Below are 18,870 nucleotides of genomic sequence, written 5' to 3'. Positions count from 1 at the left end.
CGGACAACGCAGTCTCCTTCTTAACATTCCGGGACGGATAAACCGACCGGATTGCACCGGTCCAGCCGGCTCCGGCCCGCGTCAACCGCCGCGCTGCGGCTCGGCGAGCTTGCTCCACCACGTGTCGATGACGCCAAGGTCATACTTGGGCTTCACCGCCGGGCGGTCGAACTGGTCCCAATAGGCGATGCGGTTGAGGCCCAGATACCATTGCGGCACCCAGTAGCGCCCGGCGCGCAGCACCCGGTCGAGGGCGCGGCAGGTGACGATGAGGCTCTCGGCATCCGGCGCCGCCAGCGCGGTGTTGATGAGGTGGTCCACCACCGGATCGGCGATGCCCGCCAGATTGTACGAGCCGCGGGTGCGCGCCGCCTCGGTGGAGAAATAGGCCCGCAGCTCGTCGCCCGGATAGGGCGCGAATCCGTAGCGCTTGATGACGATGTCGAAATCGAAGCTCTGCAGCCGCATCTGGTATTGCGCGGCATCCACCAGGCGGAACGAGCCCTCGATGCCCACCTTCTTCAAATGGGCGATGAAGCGCGAGGTGTGGCGCTCGATGGCGCTCTGGTAGTCCAGGAACTCGACGGTGAAGGGCGCCCCGGAGGGATCCACCAGCCGCCCCTTCTGGATGGAATAGCCGGCGTCCTTCAACAGCTCCAGCGCCTGGCGGCGCAGGTTGCGGTCCTCACCCGAGCCGTCGGTGGCCGGCGGCACGTAGGGCTCGTCGAACACCTCCTCCGGCACCCGGTCACGGAAGGGGTCGAGCAGCTTCAGCTCCGCGGGCGAGGGCTTGCCGGTCGCCATCATCTCCGAGTTCTGGAAGAAGGAGACGGTGCGGCGATAGCTGTCGTACATCAGGTTCCGGTTGGTCCAGTCGAAATCGAACAGGAGCCCGATGGCCTCGCGCACGCGGCGGTCGAAGAATTTCGGCCGGCGGGTGTTGAAGAACCAGCCCTGCACACCGGAGAAGCTCTCGTCCGGCAGGGTCTCCACCTTCACCTTGCCCTCGCGCACGGCGGGGAAATCGTATTGCGTCGCCCACTCCCGGGCAGTGAACTCCTCACGGAACAGGTAGATCTTCGCCTTGAAGGCCTCCAGCCCCGGCACCCGCTCGCGGAAATATTCGTAGCGGACGGTATCGAAATTGTACCGGCCCTTCATCGACGGCAGGTCCCGCCCCCAGTAGTCCGCCACCCGGCGATATTCGAGGAAGCGGCCCTGCTCGAAGCGGTCGAGCTTGTAGGGGCCGGAGCCCAGCGGCATCTCCAGGGAGGACTGGCCGAACGGATGTTTCGCGAGATGCGCCCTGGAGAAGATGGGCAGGCCGGCCGCGGTCAGCGGCACGTCCCGCGCGCGGCCGGGGCGGAAGCGCAGCATCACCGCGCCAGGGCCGTCCGCCTCCACGCTTTCGAGGTCGCGCAGCGCCATGCGGATGGTCTCGTAGCCCTCCGCCTTGTAGGCCTCGAAGGAGGCCACCACGTCCGCCGAGGTGAGCGGCGCGCCGTCGTGGAAGCGCGCCTCGGGGCGCAGCTTGAAGCGGTAGGTGAGACCGTCGCCGGAGATGATCACGCTGGAGGCGAGGCGGCCATACATGCCGCTTTTCTCGTCGCCGGCCGCCACCATCAGCGTGTCGTAGATCAGCTCCAGCCCCTGGGCGCCGTTGCCGCGCTGGTTGTAGGGGTTGAACGTGTCGAAGGTGCCGTCGGCCTGGTTGTAATAGGTGCTGCGCGGCGCCATGGAGAACGGCCCGCCCTTCGGCGCGGCGGGGTTCACATAATCGAAGTTCCTGAAATCCGGCGGATACTTGAGGTCGCCGAAGAAGGAGATGCCGTGGCGCTCCACCGCCCTCGCGGACGCGCCACCCTCCGTGGCGGCGGCCTCCGCGCCACCCTGCGGGGACTGAAGCTGGGCGAGCGCCTTCGCCCCCGGCAAGGCCGCGACGGCGGAAACGGTGCCAAGGCGGAGGAGCGCGCGCCGCGACAGGCTCATTTGCCGCCCCCGATGGCCGCGGCCTTTGCGGCATCGAACCACCAGATGGTGGGGAAGGCGAAGGAATAGGCCGGCAGATGCTCCGGATGGGAGAAGCGGTTCCAGCGTGCGGTGCGGCTGTAGTTCAGCGTCCAGGCCGGGATCACGTATTCCTTCCACATGAGCACCCGGTCGAGGGCGCGTGTGGCGGCGATGAGGTCGGCCCGGTCGCGGGCGTAGATCACCTTATCGATCAGCTTGTCCACGGCGGCATCGCGCACGCCGCCGAAATTCTGCGAGCCGTCGCGCCCGGCCGCCTCAGAGCCGAAGAACTCGCGCTGCTCGTTGCCGGGAGAGAGCGACTGGCCCCAGCCGGCGACGATGATATCGAAGTCCCGCGCCCGCACCCGGTTGACGTACTGGGAGGAATCCACGATGCGGACGGAGACGTCGAAGCCGAGGCGCTCCAGCGCCGGCTTGTAGAATACCACCACGCGCTCCATGGCCGGGCTGGCGATGAGGAATTCCAGCGTGAAGGGCTGGCCCTTGGCATCCACCAGCTTGCGGTTCTTCACCTCGTAACCGGCATCCTTCAGCAGCCGCGCGGCCTCGCGCAGATTGGCGCGGCGCGCCTCCTCGGTCCCGCTCTGGGGGTTGGTGTAGACGGCGGTGAACACCTCCGGCGGCACCTCGTCCTTCACCCCGTTGAGGATCTCCAGCTCCCGGCCCTGCGGCAGGCCCGCCGCGGCGAGCTCGGTGCCGAAGAAATAGGAGCTGATGCGCTTGTACTGGTCGAAGAAGAGCGTGTGGTTCATGCCCTCGAAGTCGAGGGCATAGTTCAGCGCCCGGCGCACCCGCGGGTCCTTGAACTTGTCGCGCCGCAGGTTCGGGATGAACGCCTGCATGGTGGCGGAGGCGCGGTTCTCGAACATCTCAAGCACCACCCGGCCGTCCACCCGCGCCGGGAAATCGTAGGCGGTGGCCCAGTTCTTGGCCGAGGATTCCACGCGGAAATCATATTGGTCGGCCTTGAAGGCCTCGAGCATCACCGTGTCGTCGCGGAAATATTCGTAGCGGATCTCGTCAAAATTATCCCGGCCCACATTCACCGGCAGGTTGCGCCCCCAATAGTCCTTGACCCGCTCATAGGTGACGGAGCGGCCGGGAATGAAGCTCTTGATGCGGTAGGCGCCCGAGCCCAGCGGCGGCTCCAGCGTGCCCTGGGAGATGTCGCGCGGCTTGCCGGAGGCGTCCTTCCCCGTCCACCAGTGCTTGGGCAGGACATTGAGCTGGCCGACGATCTGCGGCAATTCGCGGTTGCCCGCCTGGTCGAAGGTGAAGGTCACCTGCCGGTCGCCGGTCTTCTCCGCCTTTACCACGTGGCTGTAGTAGAACTTGCGCTGGGGATTGTGGGTGGTCTGCACCTCGAAGGAAAAGACCACGTCCTCCGGCGTGATGGGGGTGCCATCATGCCACCGGGCGTCGGCCCGCAGGCGATAGGTGACGGAGGAGAAGTCCGCCGGGTGGCTCACCCCCTCGGCGATCAGGCCGTACTCGCTCGCCACCTCGTCATAGGCGGGGGTCATCAGCGTATCGTAGATGAGGTCGAGGCCGGCCGCGGCGGTGCCGCGCGGCACCACGAAGTTGAAGCTGTCGAAGGTGCCGTCATCGGCAAGCCGCACCTGGCCGCCCTTGGGCGCGTCGGGGTTGACGTAGTCGAACCTCTTGAAGTCCGCGGGGTACTTCAGGTCGCCCATCAGCGAGAGGCCGTGGCGAAACGCCGGAGCCGCGGCGGACGGTGCTGGCGCGGCCCCCGCCGGCTCCCTGCCCTGATCCTGTGCACCCGCGGGCGTGGCAAGGGCCGACCACAGCAGCGCGGCGAGGAGCGGGAGGCTGCGGAAAGGCAGAAGCATCGGCGACTCCGGTGGAACGTCCTGGGTCGGACGGGGATAGCCGATTATGGCACCGGGCGCGACGGCAGAAACAAGGCGGGCCCGCCCGCCCGCTCCGCCGGCCGGCGCAAGCCGAAAAATCCACGTCCTCCAAGGCCATGACGCAAAAGGCCGGCCCCGAGGGGACCGGCCTTCAAGCGCATCAGCCGGAACGGCAGAGATGACAATGGTGTGAAGCCGCGCTCCTTATCCCCGGAAGGGACGGGAAACCGGCGGGAAGCTGCCCCGCCGCGCGCTCCAGACAGCCGCCCGAGCGGCCGTCCTTCCGGTCCCGTGCGCGATCAGCTCGACGCCGGGATCACTTGGCCGCCGTCGGCAGCGGCTTGGGATCGTGGGAGAGGGAGTTGAGGTAGGCGATCAGGTCCGCCCGCTCAGCTTCCTTCGGGATGCCCGCGAAGGCCATGGCGGTGCCGGCAACGGCCGCCTTGGGATTGGTGAGGAAGGTGTTGAGCGCCTCGGGCGTCCAGTCGCCGCCCTTCGCCTTCATGGCGGCGGAATAGGCGAACCCGGCCGCGGAGGCCACCGGGCGGCCGACGATGCCATAGAGGTCCGGCCCCACCTTGGCGCCGGCGCCTTCCTGGAAGTTGTGGCAGGCCGCGCACTTCTTGGAGACGGCGGCGCCCTTCTCGACGGAAGCGGTCTTGAACAGCTCCTCGATCGGCACTTCCTTCGGCGCGGCTGCAGCCGCGGCATTGCCGCCGCCTTCCTGCACGGCGATCACGAAGCCGGGCTTGGCCGGCGCCTCGGGCGTAAACAGGATCTCGGACACGATCCCGAGGCCGAAGGTCAGCAGAAGCGTGCCCAGAACCGCACCTGCGATCTTGTTCAATTCAAAAGAATCCATCGGCGCTTTGCCCCTCGGAGCCCCTGGTCTTCGCCTGCCGCTGCGTGAAAATAAGCGCACGGCCCGGCGTACACGCGTGTCCATAAAAAGCGCGTGGGAGGCCCCGCGCACCGTCGGGGACACTAAGCACTTTGGACGAAATGAGGCAACCCGTATAAGGCGCGCTCCAATGCCACTCCTTGCACCGTTTCCAGATGTCCGCCACGGACGGCCGCCGCCGGGCTGAGTGGAGAGGACGGCCGGCGCGGCGAGCGGTCGCAGCCGGGATCGACGCAAGGATGGGGGATAGGATGCCGCTCGAACCGGTCGCGCCGGCGCGCCATTGGGGCTCGCGGGCGATTCTCCGGAACCCGATCCGGGGAAATTGATTCAATTTGCCCGGTGAATCGCCCTCCGATTTTAAGATAGAGAACGCGTGGTCCGATCAGCTTGCGATGCAGGCCGATCGGCGCGTGCTCCAAGCAAGAACAGGCGCCAGCGCGCCATCGAGGCAGTCATGATCCGTCGCATCACCTTCCAGGGCGAGCCCGGGGCCAACTCCCACATCGCCTGCCGGGAGGCCTTCCCGGACTTCGAGGCGGTGCCCTGCGCCACCTTCGAGGACGCCTTCACCGGCGTGGAGAACGGATCGGCCACCTATGCGATGATTCCCATCGAGAATTCAGTGGCAGGCCGGGTGGCGGACATCCACCACCTCATGCCCCAGTCGACGCTGAACATCGTGGGCGAGCACTTCCTGCCCCTGTCGCACCAGCTGATGGCGGTGAAGGGCGCGAGCCTCTCCACCATCAAGACGGTGCAGAGCCACGTGATGGCGCTGGGCCAGTGCCGCAAGGCCATCCGCGCCCTCAACCTCGTGCCGCTGATCGGCGCGGATACCGCCGGCTCCGCCCGCGAGATCGCGGAGGCGCGGGACGTGACGCGCGCCGCCATCGCCTCGCGCCTCGCCGCCGAGATCTACGGGCTGGAGATCCTCTCCGAGAACATCGAGGACGAGGCGCACAACACCACGCGCTTCGTCATCCTCGCCCGCGACGGGGAATGGGCGCCGGCGGGCAACGGCCCGGTGGTCACCACCTTCGTGTTCCGCGTGCGCAACGTCCCGGCGGCGCTCTACAAGGCGCTGGGCGGCTTCGCCACCAACGGCGTGAACATGACCAAGCTCGAATCCTACCAGATGGACGGGCACTTCACCGCCACCCAGTTCTACGCCGACGTGGACGGCCACCCGGACGACCGCAACCTGAAGCTGGCGCTGGAGGAGCTCGCCTTCTTCTCGCGCGAGCTGCGCATCCTCGGCGTCTATCCGGCCCACCCCTACCGGGCGAGCCTGCCCACCAGCGAAGAGACCTACTGAGGACGCAGAAGGCCGCGGGTCCCTTTCGGGGCCTGCCCTTCAGTGGTCGAACCGGAGCGAGATGCGGGCCTTGCCGTCCGCGGCGCGGCCGAAGCGCACGTCGTCGGAGAGGCGCTTGAGCATGTAGGCGCCGAACGCCGCCTGCTCCCTGGCATCGCCCAGCAGCGCCTCCGGCGAGGGGCGCTCCTTGGGCACCTCCATCACCTCCCCGTCATAAAGGAGGAAGACGTCGAGGTGGGTCTCGTCGAAGCGCGCGCGCAGCTCGATGGGCCCTTCGGCGATGCCCGTGTCCGCCACCAGCTCCAGCGCCTGCGCCACCGTGGGGATCGCAGCGGCGATCACGTCGCGCCGCGCGCCCCATTCGTCGCCCTGGTTTTCCAGGAAGTCGCGCACATAAGGGAAGGCGTGGGCGCTGTCGGGCACCATCTCCCCCGCCTCCTGGGCGATGCCGATGCGGAACAGGAGGTTCAGCACGATGGCGGTGATGGCGCCGGCGGAGAGCGGGGTGGAGAACAAAGGCTGCAGCTCCAGCGGCAGCTGCTTCACCAGGGGCAGCAGGGCCACCGAAAGCCCCGCCAGCACGGACAGCCCCACCACGAACACCCGCCGCTCCGACAGGCGGCGGGAGGTGACGAGATCCATGCCGGCCACCACGAGGTAGGCCGAGGTGTAGAGCAGGATGCCGCCGATCACCGGCGAGGGGATGAGGGTGAGCGCGGCGATGGCCTTCGGCAGGAAGGCGATGGCGAAGATCATCGCCCCCGCAATGATGCCGATGATGCGCGCCGTGGACTGGGTGGCGAAGGCGAGCCCCACCGAGGAGGACGACAGCCCCGCCTGGAAGCCGGTGGTGAGGCCGTTGAGGATGTTGCCGATGCCGCAGGCGGTCACCGCCCGCTGCACCGCCGGCATGTCGGCGCGGCGCCAGTCGGCATCGTTCATCTTCTCGAGCGAGACGGTGACGGACAGCACGTCCACCAGGTTCATCAGCACCAGCAGCGCCATCAGCGGGAACAGCGCGGGGGCGATGCTGAAGGATGGCAGGGTGAGCGAGGGCAGCGCCACCAGCGGCGCGCTGGCGATGGCCTCCTCCGCGCCCGGATGCCCGGCGCCCAGCGCCAGCGCCAGCGCCCAGCCGATGCCCGCCCCCGCGAACACGGCGAACAGCTTCAGCCGGCGCGGCGCGAACACGGTGATGGCGACGATGATGCCCACGGTGGCGAGGCTGGCGATGGAGGCGTTCTCCGCCACCGCCGGCCCGAGATCGAGGCCAAGGGCCCGGCGCAGCGCCGGGCTCGCCAGCGACACGCCCAGCATGCTGACCGCGACGCCGCACACCTCCGGCGGCAGCAGCACGCGCAGCGGCCGCACGAGGCGCGCCACGAACAATTGGCACACCCCCACCAGCAGCGTGGTCATGGCCATGAGGCCGAGCCCGCCGATGGACAGCGCCTGCACCGCCAGGGGAATGGCCCCCGGCGCCGGAATGTGCACGGCGAGGTAGCCGGAGCCGAAGCGCCACGGCAGGCACTGGATGATGGTGGCAATGCCGATGCACATGGCGCAGGCAGAGAGGATGGTGGCGATCTCATCCACCGGCAGCTTCGCCTCGGTGGCCGCCAGCACGGGGTAGATGAGGAAGGTGACCGCCAGCATGGCGTGCTGGGCTGCAAGGGGGATCAGCGCCGGCGCCGGCACCTTGTCGTCGATCCCGTAGACGAGCGAGGCCGGCCGGCGCGGCAGGCGGGTGCCCGGCTCCCGGTCGGGAAAGACGCGATCGAGGACCCCTCCGAGCGCGGCGCGCCAGCCGGAAGGCTCGGGGGGAGCGGAGTCCCGCGATGCCCGATCAAGCATGGAAGCCTTCGACGAAGGCCCGGATGAGATGGTGGGCGATGGCCATGGGCGGCGGCACGAACAGGCCGTCGGGATGGGTGCGGGCGAGCATGAGCGCCGCCTCGTCCCGGTGGAACCAGCGGGCGTCCTCCAGCTCGGTGCGGTCGACGGCGATGTCCGCGCTGGTCGCCTCGGCCAGGCAGCCGATCATCAGCGACATGGGGAAGGGCCAGGGCTGGCTGGCGCGGTAGGTGACTCGGCCGGTGGTGATGCCCGCCTCCTCCAGCGTCTCGCGGCGCACCGCCTCCTCGACGGTCTCGCCCGGCTCCACGAAGCCGGCGAGGCAGGACCACATGCCAGGCGGGAAATGGGGCTGGCGGCCCATGAGGCAGGTGTCGCCCCGGGCCGTGAGCATGATCACCACAGGGTCGGTGCGCGGGAAATGCTGCGCCCCGCAGGAGAGGCAATCCCGACGCCAGCCCGATTCGACGATGCGCGAGGCATTGCCGCAATTGGCGCAGAAGCCGTGCCGCCCGTGCCAGGCATTGAGCGCCTTCCCGCAGGCGATGGGCGGCAGGTGGCGCGGTTCCACCAGCCCGCCCACGGCGATGGAGCGCAGGTCCGCCACCTTGAGCCCGGCGGCCTCCAGCTCCTCCCGCCGGCCGGGATCGAACGGCACGGCGAAGCGCGGCGCGCCGTCCTCCAGGCCGAGGAAGAGCGGATCGGCCTTGCCCCAGGGGGCGGCGGCCGCGTGGTCGAACAGCGGATCGTGCACCGGCCCCTCGCCCTTCAGGGCCACCAGCTCCCCGCCCAGCAGGTAGAAGCGCGCGGCGGGCTCGGACACGCGGCCGAGGGCTTCGGCACGGGCGTGCGCCGCCCGGTCGAGGGGGCTCGCCACATAGCCGAGCGCCGGCCACGCACCGAGTTCGGGACGGGAAATGTGCGACATGGAAGAGTGACGGCATCCTGAGGAGGCGGGATGGCCGGAACGGTCGCATGGGGGCGGCGGCGAGGCAAGGCATGCCGCCTGCGGACGCGGCCGAAAGGTGGCTATTCGATCGCGAGGCGGACGCGCAGGGCCGCGAGGCGCGCATCCCTGGCCTCGTCGGCGAGCGGCTCGCGCGTCCCCACGCCGAACACCGGCCCCGGCCAGGCCGCATCCCCGGGATCGCGCCCGACGATGTGCACGTGCAGCTGTGGCACCAGATTGCCGAGCGCGGCCACGTTCAGCTTGGCGCAGCCGGAGCTTTCGCGCACCGCCGAGGAGACGACGGCCACCTCCTCCATGAGGTGCAGCCGGTCGGCGAACGGCAGATCGATGATCTCCACCATGTGGGCCCGCCTGGGCACCAGGACCACCCAGAAGAATCGGGCATCGTCCACGAGCCGCAGCTGACACAGGGGAAGGTTCCCCACGGCCGGGCCGTCGGCTTCGAGGCGGGGATCGAGAAGGAAGGGCGCTGTGTGTGACGTCATTGCAGGGCTCGGGGCGGGGCTGGAACGGGGCGGGCGCAGGGGTTCGCGGTGCTTCGGCCGGGTGGCCGGGCGCGGACCAATGCCGGATGAGCCCGCATTGTGGCTGAACGGTAATCGGGCACAACCCCCACGTTCCGACGCCTCCTCCCCGCAGCCCCAGGGCGCGGGCGGGACGCGGCGCGGACCCGCGGGGGCAGTTGCCCCGGAGGCGCGTTGCCGCTATGGAGGCGCCCCATCACCCGCGCGACTTCACGTAAATTCCGCGCGGCAAGGACTTTCAGGGATGTTCCGCTCGGCCGTCACCACCCGCCCCGTATCGCGCGCCCTTCCGCGCCGTGCCGAGGCGCGCCTGCGAAAATGACGCTGCCCTAAAGCCCGGCCCGCCGGGGCCAAACGCGTCTCCCTCAAGGTTTTCAAGGCGAAGAAAGGCACGAGCGATGGCTCGGCTTGTCATGAAGTTCGGCGGCACCTCGGTCGCCAATATCGAACGCATCCGCAACGTGGCGCGCCACGTGAAGCGCGAGGTGGAGGCCGGCTACCAGGTGGCGGTGGTCGTGTCCGCCATGTCCGGCAAGACCAACGAGCTGGTGGCCTGGTGCAAGGATGCCTCCGCCCTCTACGACACCCGCGAATATGACGCGGTGGTCGCCTCCGGCGAGCAGGTGACCTCCGGGCTGCTTGCCATCGCGCTGCAGGAAATGGGCGTTCCCGCCCGCTCCTGGCAGGGCTGGCAGATCCCCATCTCCACCGACGACGCCCACGGCTCCGCCCGCATCATGGAGATCGACGGCGAGACGCTCGGCACCCGCGTGGACGGCGGAGAGGTGGCGGTGATCGCCGGCTTCCAGGGCATGCATTTGCCAACGGGTCGCATCACCACCCTCGGCCGGGGCGGCTCCGACACCTCGGCCGTGGCCATTGCGGCCGCGCTCAAGGCCGAGCGCTGCGACATCTACACCGATGTGGACGGCGTCTACACCACCGACCCCCGCGTGGTGCCCAAGGCCCGCCGCCTCGACCGCATCGCCTTCGAGGAGATGCTGGAGATGGCTTCGCTGGGCGCCAAGGTGCTGCAGGTGCGCTCGGTGGAACTCGCCATGGTGCATAATGTGCGCACCTTCGTGCGCTCGAGCCTTGTGGACCCCGACGCGCCGGAGATGGCGCACGTGGAGAAGGCCGGAACGCTGATCTGCGACGAGGAGGAAATCGTGGCAAGCCAGATGGAATCGCAGGTGGTCACCGGCATCGCCTTCGCCCGTGACGAGGCCCAGGTCTCCATCCGCCGGGTGGCCGACAAGCCGGGGATCGCCGCAGCCGTGTTCGGCCCGCTGGCCGAAGCGCACATCAATGTGGACATGATCGTGCAGAACGTGTCCGCCGACGGCTTCACCGACATCACCTTCACCGTGCCCTCGGCCGATTTCGAGCGCGCCAAGGCGGTGATCGAGAAGGCCCGCGACGCCATCGCCTTCCAGGTGGTGGAAGGCGCGGTGGACGTGACCAAGGTCTCGGTCATCGGCATCGGCATGCGCTCGCACGCCGGCGTCGCTGCCAAGGCGTTCGAGGCGCTGGCGGGCAAGGGAATCAACATCCGGGCCATCACCACGTCCGAGATCAAGATCTCGTTCCTGATCGATGCGGCATATACTGAACTTGCGGTCCGGACTCTCCATTCGCTATACGGGCTGGACAGCTGAGGGCGGACCCGCGGGGGCGCGCCGTTCACTCGATAGCCCCGCGGGCTTCTGAACCCGCCCACTTTTAAGGATGCGGCCGATGCGTGGCGCGCTCGGCGGTCCGCGCGTATTGCTCCGCCGCCTCCGCGAGGTGATGGCGGAGCCGGTCAGCGCGCAGGACCGCCTCGACAAGATCGTGGTGCTGATCGCCGCCAACATGGTGGCGGAGGTCTGCTCGGTCTATGTGCTGCGCGTGGACCAGACCCTCGAGCTGTACGCTACGGAAGGCCTGAACCGGGACGCGGTTCACCTCACCGTCATGAGCGTGGACGAGGGCCTCGTCGGCCATGTGGCGCGCGAGGCCGAGTCGCTCGCCCTCTCCGACGCCCAGAACCATCCCGAATTCTCCTACCGCCCGGAAACGGGCGAGGAAATCTACAATTCCTTCCTGGGCGTGCCGATCCTGCGCGGCGGCAACACGCTGGGCGTGCTGGTGGTGCAGAACCGCGCCCGGCGCACCTACACGGAAGAGGAGATCGAGGCGCTCCAGACCACCGCCATGGTGCTGGCGGAGATGATCGCCTCCGGGGAGCTCACCGCCCTCGCCAAGCCCGGCGCCGAGCCTGCCGTGCGCCGGCCGGTGCACCTGAAGGGCGTGGCGCTGGCGGACGGGCTTGGCCTCGGCCATGTGGTGCTGCACGAGCCCCGCGTCAAAGTGACCAACGTCATCGCCGACGACGTGGTCAAGGAGACGGCGCGCCTCGACGCCGCCATCGGCAAGCTGCGCCATTCCATCGACGCCATGCTGGAGGACGACGGCCTTGCCAAGGCCGGCGAGCACCGCGACATCCTCGAAGCCTACCGCATGTTCGCCCACGACCGGGGCTGGATGCACAAGATGCGCGAGGCGGTGCTCTCCGGCCTTACCGCCGAGGGCGCGGTGGAACGGGTGCAGTCGGATACCCGTGCCCGCATGATGCGCGCCTCCGACCCCTATCTGCGCGAGCGCCTGCACGACCTCGACGACCTTGCCAACCGCCTGCTGCGCGAGCTCACCGGCCGCGGCCGGGGGGCCGAGCGCGAGGCGCTGCCCGAGAACGCCATCCTCGTCGCCCGCAACATGAGCCCGGCGGCGCTCCTGGACTATGACCGCTCCCGCATCCGCGGCCTCGTGCTGGAGGAAGGGGGCACCACAAGCCACGTCACCATCGTCGCCCGGGCGCTGGGCATCGCCGCCGTGGGCCAGGTGGAGAATGCGGCCGGCCTCGCCGACCAGGGCGATCCCCTCATCGTCGACGGACAGGCGGGCGAGGTGCATCTGCGCCCGCCCGGCGACGTGGAGGAGGCCTATGCGGAGAAGGTGCGCTATCGCGCCCGCCGCCAGGCCCAGTATGCGGCGCTGCGCACCCGTCCCTCGGTGACCAAGGACGGGGTTCACATCGACCTGCACCTCAATGCCGGCCTGCTGGTGGACCTGCCGCACATCTCCGAGACCGGGGCAGCCGGCATCGGCCTGTTCCGCACCGAGCTGCAGTTCATGATCGCCTCGGCGTTCCCGCGCATTTCGGAGCAGCTGAAGCTCTACCGCGCGGTGCTGGATGCGGCGGGCGACCGGCCGGTGACCTTCCGCACCCTCGACATCGGCGGCGACAAGGTGCTGCCCTACATGCGCACCGTCGAGGAAGAGAATCCGGCGCTGGGCTGGCGCGCCATCCGTCTCGGGCTTGACCGGCCGGGCCTGCTGCGCAGCCAGGTGCGCGCCTTGCTGCGCGCCGGCGCGGGGCGCGAGCTGCGCCTGATGTTCCCCATGGTGGCGGCGGTGGACGAGTTCGACCGCGCCCGTGCTTTGGTGGAGCGGGAGCTGACCCACCTGCGCAAGCACGGCCACGGCCTGCCGGACAAGGTCTATGTGGGCGCCATGGTGGAGGTGCCCTCCCTGCTGTTCCAGCTGGACGAGATCCTCTCCCGCGCCGACTTCCTCTCGGTGGGCTCCAACGACCTGGTGCAGTTCCTTTATGCGGCGGACCGCTCCAACGTGCGGGTGGCCGACCGCTTCGATCCACTCTCCCCGCCCGCGCTGCGCGCCTTCCGCATGGTGGCCGAGGCCGGCATCCGCCACGGCAAGCCGGTGACCCTGTGCGGCGAGCTCGCCTCCCGCCCGCTGGAAGCGGTGGTTCTGGCGGCGCTCGGATACCGCGCATTGTCCGTCTCGCCGGCCGCCATCGGGCCGGTGAAGGCGACGCTGCTGGAGACGGACGTCTCCGCTGCCCGGCGCGTGCTCATGCCGCTGCTGGACGACCGCTCCGGCCTGGCCGACCCCCGCGCGGCGCTGAACGCGTTCGCCAAGGCGAGCGGGCTGCCGCTCTAGCCTCTCGATTTGCCGCGTTTTCTGAACGCGAACCGGTGCCACTTCGCTTGAAGACGCTCTAGACCCCATGTCAGCCCTGCCCACCGCCAAGCTCGACCAGCTGGTCGCGCGCCATGCCGAGATCGAGGCCGCCCTCTCCGCTGGAGCGGAGGGGGATGAGTATGTGCGCCTCGGCCGCGAATTCTCCGATCTCACCCCCGTGGTGGAGCAGGTGCGCGCCCTGCGCGCCGCCGAGCGCGACCTCGAAGGCGCGCGCGAGCTTCTGGCCGAAAGCCAGTCCGACGCCGAGATGAGAACCCTCGCCGAGGCGGAGGTGGAGCGTCTCGAAGGGCGCATCGCCGAGCTGACGGTCGCCGTGCGCCTCGCGCTCCTGCCCAAGGATGCCATGGACGAGCGCGGCGTCATCCTGGAGGTGCGCGCCGGCACCGGCGGCGACGAGGCCGCGCTGTTCGCCGGCGACCTGTTCCGCATGTATTCCCGCTACGCCGCCGACAAGGGCTGGAGCGTGGAGGTGCTCTCCGAGAGCGAGGGCACCATGGGCGGCTACAAGGAGATCGTCGCCGCCGTGCACGGGCGCGGCGCCTACGCCCGCCTGAAGTTCGAGAGCGGGGTGCACCGCGTGCAGCGCGTGCCCGCCACCGAGACCAGCGGGCGCATCCACACCTCCGCCGCCACCGTCGCCGTCCTTCCCGAGGCGGAGGACGTGGATGTGGACATCAACGAATCCGACCTGCGCATCGACGTGTACCGGGCCCAGGGCGCCGGCGGCCAGCATGTGAACAAGACGGAATCGGCGGTGCGCATCACCCATCTGCCCACCAACACGGTGGTGGCGGTGCAGGACGAGCGCTCCCAGCATCGCAACAAGGCCCGCGCCATGGCGCTGCTGCGCGCCCGCCTGCTGGACGACGAGCGCCAGAAGAAGGAGGCCGGCCGGGCCGCCGAGCGCAAGGGCCAGGTGGGCTCGGGCGACCGCTCCGAGCGCATCCGCACCTACAATTTCCCGCAGGGGCGCATCACCGACCACCGCATCAACCTCACCCTCTACAAGCTGGATGAGGTGATCGCCGGGACCGCGCTGGACGACATCATCGACCCCCTGCTCACCGAGCACCAGGCGGCCCTGATGGCCGCCGCCGAAGAGGCGTGAGGCGGATGCCGCCGGAGCCCCTCCCCCGTGGCTGACCGCCCCGCCATCGGCGCCCTGCGCCGGCAGATGGCGACGGCGCTCGCCGGCGCAGGCCTCGATACGCCGGACCTCGACGCCCGCCTGCTTCTCGCCCATGCGCTCGGGCTGGAGCCGCAGGCCCTGCTGGTCCGCGCCGACGACCCTGTGCCTGAAGACGCGGCGGCGGCCGCCAGAACGCTCCTCGACCGCCGGCTCGCGGGCGAGCCGGTGGGGCGCATTCTCGGCCACCGGGCGTTCTGGACGCTGGACCTTCAGCTCTCACCAGACACGCTGGAGCCCCGCCCCGACACCGAGACCGTGGTGGAAGCAGCGCTCGCCTTGTTCCCCGACAAGGCCGCCCCCCTGCGCATCCTCGACCTCGGCACCGGCACCGGAGCGATCCTCGCCGCCGTGCTGGTGGAGCGGCCCAACGCCTTCGGCATCGGCCTCGACCGGGCGGAGGGCGCCGCCCGCACCGCCCGCGCCAACCTCGCCCGCGCCGGTCTTGCCGGCCGCAGCGCGGTGCTGGTGGGCGACTGGGGCGCGGCCCTCGCCGGCGGCTTCGACCTCGTGGTGTCGAATCCGCCCTACATCACCATTGCCGCCATGGCGGACCTTGCCCCGGACGTCCGCCTGTTCGATCCGGAGCTGGCGCTGGTGGCGGGGGCGGAGGGGCTCGATGCCTATCGCGCCATCGCCGCGGACCTGCCGCGCCTGCTGAAGGCGGGTGGCCGGGCGGTGCTGGAGCTGGGGATCGGCCAGGAGGAGGCCGTCGCCGCCCTGTTCCGCGCGGCCGGCCTTGAGGTGCCCGGACCGGCGCGACGCGACCTCGGCGGCGTCCCGCGGGCGCTTTCTGCCGTCCGTCCCTGAGGCGCCGCGCCCACCCGTTGCAGCCAAGCCGCACCTCGCCCGCGACTGCGCAGGTGCGAAAAAAGCGCTTGGAACATCTGAGGGAAATCGCTAGTGTCGGTTTCAGGAATCGAACCGAGCTGTCGGCCCAGAAGGGTCGGTGCGGGCTTCCGAAATCTCAAGCGGATATTTCGGTTGCTGGGGATGCGTGATCTGGCAGCGCGCGAATGCCGCGCTCCGATGCCGATCCCGAGGTGAGATCGCTTCACGGTGCTGAACGCGTGCGGGTGGAATGCCTTGCCGTGTCTCGTGGAAATGGGCAACCGTGCTTGGGGGCACGGAACGGGGCTCTATGACCGGATTGATCCAGACTTCTTGAAGCGCATTTTCTTGTCCATCAGCGCGAGCGCCGGAGCAGGCGGTGTTCGCGGGGCTGACGTTCATCTCCTGCGAGTGAAGATGGCGCGCGCCGCACGGGCGAAAGAAATCCCGGCGGGATGCGGATTTGACCGGCGCATGAGGGACTTCCGCATGAAGATCCTCCCGGCGACCGGGCGCATACGGCGGCGTGAACGCCGGGCGAGTAGAGAACGATCCAGATGAGAAATGGTCAGCAGAAGCGCATGCGCGGCCGCAATAACAACCGCCGCAGCTCGAACCCTCTGACGCGGGTCTACGAATCGAACGGACCGGACGTCAAGGTGCGTGGAACAGCGCACCACATCGCGGAAAAATACCAGCAGCTCGCCCGTGACGCGCAATCGTCCGGCGACCCTGTCGCGGCCGAGAGCTACCTGCAGCACGCGGAGCATTACCTGCGCCTGATCGCCTCCCTCCAGGGCCAGTTCGCGCCGCCCCAGGGCTTCGGCCGGGACGAGGACATGGACGACGAGGACATGGACGACGTGGCCGGGCTCGACGCGCCCCAGCCCTTCGGCCGCGGGGAGCAGCCCTACCAGCCGCGTGAGGAACGCCAGCCCCGCGAGGAGCGCTTCCAGCGCGACGACCGCCCCCAGCGGGACGACCGTCCCCAGCGCGATGATCGCCAGCAGCGCGACAACCGCCAGAACTTCCGTCGCAACCGCGACGACGACACTGGCGAGGGCTACCAGCCCCGCGAGCCGCGCGCCCCCCGGGAAAACCGCGAGCCGCGGGAGAACCGCGAGCCCCGCGAGATGCGTGAGCCCCGCGAGAGCCGCGAGCCCCGCGAGAGCCGCGAGCCCATGGAGGCCCGCGAGCCACGGGAAAACCGTGAGCCACGGGAGAGCCGGGAGCCGCGGGAAAACCGCGAGCCGCGCGAGTTCCGTCGCCGCAACCGCGGCGAGAATGGCGAGCCCTACTCCCCCCGCGCCCCGCGCAGCACCGAGGACGTGGAGGCCCCGGCCCGCGCGCCCCGCGCGCCGCGCCCCGTCGAGGATCAGGACCTCGGCCTGCCGTCCTTCATCACCGGCGCCCCGTCCATCGCCAAGGAGCGCGCGGAGCCGCGGGCCGAGGCCAAGGCCGAAGCCCGGACCACGGAGCCCCGGATCACGGAGCCCAAGGTCGCCGAAGCCAAGCCGGCGGCTGAGCCGAAGGCCCCGGTTCGCGCAGAGGTCCAGGCCGAGCCGGAGGCCCCCGCCCCCCGCGAGGAAGCAGCCGAGGCCACCGAGGGCACGGATGCCCGCCGCGGCCGCCGCCGCCGCCTCCGCAGCCCGCGCGCCACGTCCGATGAGGGCGGAGCCGAGGCGGGCAACGAGGCCGCCGCGCCCGAGCAGCCCGCGCTGTTCAACGAGTAAAACCAGCCTGAAACAAAAAACCCCCGCCGTGAGGCGGGGTTTTTTTATGGCCGGACAGGGTCTCCGGCGCGGCGACGCGTCCGTCAATGCCCAGCGCAGTAGCAGCCTTCCAGATGGTCGTCCACCAGGCCGCAGGCCTGCATGGCGGCATAGACGATGGTCGGTCCCACGAACTTGAAGCCGTGGCCCTTCAGCCGCTTGGAAAGCGCGCGCGATTGCGCCGTCTCCGCCGGCACGTCGGCGATGCGCCGCGGGCGGTTCACCTTCGTCTCGCCATCCACCGCACCCCACATGACATCGGCGAAGGAGATGCCCTGGTCCCGCAGGTCCAGATAGGCGCGGGCGGAGAGGACGGCCCCCTCCACCTTCGCCCGGTTGCGCACGATGCCCGCGTCCTGCATCAGCGCCTCGACCTTCGCGGCGTCGTAGCGGGCGATGCGGTCCGGATCGAAGCCGTCGAAGGCGCGGCGGAAATTCTCCCGCTTCCGCAGGATGGTGATCCAGGACAGGCCGGCCTGGAAGCCGTCCAGCAGCAGCTTTTCGAACAAGGCGCGGCTGTCGCGCTCCGGCACGCCCCATTCATCGTCGTGATAAGCCATGTAGAACGGGTCCGTCCCGCACCAGAAGCACCGCCCACGTCCATCCGCATGCCGGATGATCGGCTCCCGTTCCGCCACGCATCAGCCTCCCTGGAATTTCGCGTCGAGCGCGCTGACCTTCTTCTCCCAGTCCATGGAGAAGCTCGCCCATTCGGGCTTCCTCAGCTCCACCTCCACCTCGCCCGCCAGCAGCGGCACCCCGTCGGCGCGCGCATCGGTCACCCGGTCGAGGCGGACGGTGGCGATGCCGCGCCCCTCCGCCACGGAGGTGAGCTGGCCCACCGCCTTGTCGCCGGCGGCGATCTCCTGCCCGACCGCCAGCGGCGCCGGAAACAGCACCTCCACCAGGCGGTTGCGCGGGGTGGAACGGTGCTCCATGCGGCTCACCACCTCCTGGCCCACATAGCAGCCCTTCTTGAAATCCACGCCGCCGAGCTGGTCCATGTCGGCCTCGTGGGGGAAGGTGTCGCCATAGGCGAAATCCGCCCCGCCCTTGGGAATGCCGAGAGCGATGCGGTGCGACTCATAGGCGGAAAGGTCGGCGGAAAGCGCCTGCGCATCCGCCTGCGCCAGCACCAGCCGCTGGCCGAGGGCGGGAAAGCGCGGGTCGGCATAGAGCGCGCCCTCAGGCAGGGCACCCGTCTCGCCGAACACGGCGGCGACCGCGCGGTCCTCCGCCTTCTCGAAGGTCACCTTGGCCCTCAGGCGATGGAAGACGAGGCGCTTCAGCAAATCGTCCGCCCGCTCGGCGGGCACGTCGAAGAGGAACACCTCGTCCCCCTCGGCATAGAAGAGGAAGTCGGAGATGATCTTGCCCTGCGGGGTCAGAAGCGCGCCGTAGCGGCTGTCGCCCTTCGCCATGGTCTGCACGTTGCAGGTGATGACGCCGTGGAGGAACTTGGAGGCGTCCGGGCCGGAGGCACGAATGAGCACACGATCGGTCAAATGAACGACGGGCATGGGGACCGTCCTTGTCAGAAAAATAAAAAACAGATTTAAGGCCGC

The 18,870-nt window shown here is 69.5% G+C and carries 14 protein-coding genes; 6 read left to right on the top strand and 8 right to left on the bottom strand.

Going from position 1 to position 18,870, the window contains the following annotated elements; translation table 11 throughout:
- Nucleotides 1-81 precede the first annotated feature (81 nt).
- The 3 genes from V5F59_RS04685 to V5F59_RS04675 form a co-directional block, all read right to left on the bottom strand.
- Nucleotides 82-1,989 carry an extracellular solute-binding protein gene (locus V5F59_RS04685; RefSeq protein ID WP_393980062.1) on the bottom strand — a complete coding sequence of 636 codons (1,908 nt, stop codon included), beginning with the start codon at nt 1,987-1,989 and terminating at the stop codon, nt 82-84.
- On the bottom strand, nt 1,986-3,881 hold the full coding sequence (locus V5F59_RS04680; protein ID WP_393980064.1) for an extracellular solute-binding protein: 1,896 nt from the start codon (nt 3,879-3,881) through the stop codon (nt 1,986-1,988). The genes V5F59_RS04685 and V5F59_RS04680 overlap by 4 nt, the downstream gene beginning before the upstream one ends.
- Before the next feature lie 337 nt (nt 3,882-4,218).
- Nucleotides 4,219-4,764 (bottom strand): c-type cytochrome, encoded by a 546-nt coding sequence (locus tag V5F59_RS04675; protein WP_393980066.1) that lies wholly within the window; start codon nt 4,762-4,764, stop codon nt 4,219-4,221.
- A 496-nt stretch (nt 4,765-5,260) separates the two neighbouring features.
- Here V5F59_RS04675 and V5F59_RS04670 point away from each other — a divergent pair, with 496 nt between their 5' ends.
- Nucleotides 5,261-6,121, top strand: a complete 861-nt coding sequence (locus tag V5F59_RS04670) for a prephenate dehydratase (RefSeq protein ID WP_393980068.1) — start codon at nt 5,261-5,263, stop codon at nt 6,119-6,121.
- 39 nt (nt 6,122-6,160) lie between these two features.
- On the opposite strand, the gene V5F59_RS04665 is transcribed toward V5F59_RS04670, so the two are convergent.
- The 3 genes from V5F59_RS04665 to V5F59_RS04655 all read right to left on the bottom strand — a co-directional run bounded on the left by V5F59_RS04665 (nt 6,161) and on the right by V5F59_RS04655 (nt 9,430).
- Complete coding sequence (locus V5F59_RS04665) at nt 6,161-7,975, bottom strand: solute carrier family 23 protein (protein ID WP_393980070.1); 1,815 nt, start codon at nt 7,973-7,975, stop codon at nt 6,161-6,163.
- Nucleotides 7,968-8,903, bottom strand: a complete 936-nt coding sequence (gene nudC / locus V5F59_RS04660; protein WP_393980072.1) for an NAD(+) diphosphatase — start codon at nt 8,901-8,903, stop codon at nt 7,968-7,970. Before nudC ends, V5F59_RS04665 begins: the two co-directional genes overlap by 8 nt.
- Before the next feature lie 101 nt (nt 8,904-9,004).
- Complete coding sequence (locus V5F59_RS04655; RefSeq protein ID WP_393980074.1) at nt 9,005-9,430, bottom strand: HIT family protein; 426 nt, start codon at nt 9,428-9,430, stop codon at nt 9,005-9,007.
- Nucleotides 9,431-9,867: 437 nt separating this feature from the next.
- Here V5F59_RS04655 and V5F59_RS04650 point away from each other — a divergent pair, with 437 nt between their 5' ends.
- The 5 genes from V5F59_RS04650 to V5F59_RS04630 all read left to right on the top strand — a co-directional run bounded on the left by V5F59_RS04650 (nt 9,868) and on the right by V5F59_RS04630 (nt 17,266).
- Complete coding sequence (locus tag V5F59_RS04650) at nt 9,868-11,127, top strand: aspartate kinase (RefSeq protein ID WP_393980076.1); 1,260 nt, start codon at nt 9,868-9,870, stop codon at nt 11,125-11,127.
- Nucleotides 11,128-11,206: 79 nt separating this feature from the next.
- Nucleotides 11,207-13,474, top strand: a complete 2,268-nt coding sequence (ptsP, locus tag V5F59_RS04645) for a phosphoenolpyruvate--protein phosphotransferase (protein ID WP_393980078.1) — start codon at nt 11,207-11,209, stop codon at nt 13,472-13,474.
- A gap of 67 nt (nt 13,475-13,541) precedes the next feature.
- Nucleotides 13,542-14,624 (top strand): peptide chain release factor 1, encoded by a 1,083-nt coding sequence (gene prfA / locus V5F59_RS04640; RefSeq protein WP_393980080.1) that lies wholly within the window; start codon nt 13,542-13,544, stop codon nt 14,622-14,624.
- A 27-nt stretch (nt 14,625-14,651) separates the two neighbouring features.
- The gene (prmC, locus tag V5F59_RS04635; RefSeq protein ID WP_393980082.1) at nt 14,652-15,512 is read left to right on the top strand and encodes a peptide chain release factor N(5)-glutamine methyltransferase; all 861 of its coding nucleotides are present in this window, start codon (nt 14,652-14,654) and stop codon (nt 15,510-15,512) included.
- Between the two features lie 602 nt (nt 15,513-16,114).
- Complete coding sequence (locus tag V5F59_RS04630) at nt 16,115-17,266, top strand: DUF4167 domain-containing protein (protein WP_393980084.1); 1,152 nt, start codon at nt 16,115-16,117, stop codon at nt 17,264-17,266.
- A gap of 83 nt (nt 17,267-17,349) precedes the next feature.
- Here V5F59_RS04630 and V5F59_RS04625 read toward each other — a convergent pair whose 3' ends face one another.
- Together V5F59_RS04625 and ygfZ are read right to left on the bottom strand one after the other, a co-directional pair.
- Nucleotides 17,350-17,865, bottom strand: a complete 516-nt coding sequence (locus V5F59_RS04625; protein WP_393980086.1) for a DNA-3-methyladenine glycosylase I — start codon at nt 17,863-17,865, stop codon at nt 17,350-17,352.
- A gap of 81 nt (nt 17,866-17,946) precedes the next feature.
- Nucleotides 17,947-18,825, bottom strand: coding sequence for a CAF17-like 4Fe-4S cluster assembly/insertion protein YgfZ (gene ygfZ, locus V5F59_RS04620; protein WP_393980088.1), 879 nt, complete (start codon nt 18,823-18,825; stop codon nt 17,947-17,949).
- Nucleotides 18,826-18,870 lie beyond the last annotated feature (45 nt).

Origin of the sequence: Xanthobacter nonsaccharivorans (assembly GCF_043194755.2) — a bacterium.
GTDB classification, from domain to species: domain Bacteria; phylum Pseudomonadota; class Alphaproteobacteria; order Rhizobiales; family Xanthobacteraceae; genus Xanthobacter; species Xanthobacter autotrophicus_G.
The sequence above is the reverse complement of the archived record's forward strand: the minus strand, read 5'-3'. Positions and strand labels throughout refer to the sequence as shown.

Excerpts from the sequence above, each read along its gene's own strand:
- ptsP (WP_393980078.1), top strand. The coding sequence starts at position 11,207 with ATGCGTGGCGCGCTCGGCGGTCCGCGCGTATTGCTCCGCCGCCTCCGC.
- V5F59_RS04685 (WP_393980062.1), bottom strand. The coding sequence starts at position 1,989 with ATGAGCCTGTCGCGGCGCGCGCTCCTCCGCCTTGGCACCGTTTCCGCC.
- V5F59_RS04630 (WP_393980084.1), top strand. The coding sequence starts at position 16,115 with ATGCGCGGCCGCAATAACAACCGCCGCAGCTCGAACCCTCTGACGCGG.
- V5F59_RS04680 (WP_393980064.1), bottom strand. The coding sequence starts at position 3,881 with ATGCTTCTGCCTTTCCGCAGCCTCCCGCTCCTCGCCGCGCTGCTGTGG.
- ygfZ (WP_393980088.1), bottom strand. The coding sequence starts at position 18,825 with ATGCCCGTCGTTCATTTGACCGATCGTGTGCTCATTCGTGCCTCCGGC.
- V5F59_RS04655 (WP_393980074.1), bottom strand. The coding sequence starts at position 9,430 with ATGACGTCACACACAGCGCCCTTCCTTCTCGATCCCCGCCTCGAAGCC.
- V5F59_RS04665 (WP_393980070.1), bottom strand. The coding sequence starts at position 7,975 with ATGCTTGATCGGGCATCGCGGGACTCCGCTCCCCCCGAGCCTTCCGGC.
- prfA (WP_393980080.1), top strand. The coding sequence starts at position 13,542 with ATGTCAGCCCTGCCCACCGCCAAGCTCGACCAGCTGGTCGCGCGCCAT.
- V5F59_RS04650 (WP_393980076.1), top strand. The coding sequence starts at position 9,868 with ATGGCTCGGCTTGTCATGAAGTTCGGCGGCACCTCGGTCGCCAATATC.
- V5F59_RS04670 (WP_393980068.1), top strand. The coding sequence starts at position 5,261 with ATGATCCGTCGCATCACCTTCCAGGGCGAGCCCGGGGCCAACTCCCAC.
- nudC (WP_393980072.1), bottom strand. The coding sequence starts at position 8,903 with ATGTCGCACATTTCCCGTCCCGAACTCGGTGCGTGGCCGGCGCTCGGC.
- V5F59_RS04625 (WP_393980086.1), bottom strand. The coding sequence starts at position 17,865 with ATGGCTTATCACGACGATGAATGGGGCGTGCCGGAGCGCGACAGCCGC.
- V5F59_RS04675 (WP_393980066.1), bottom strand. The coding sequence starts at position 4,764 with ATGGATTCTTTTGAATTGAACAAGATCGCAGGTGCGGTTCTGGGCACG.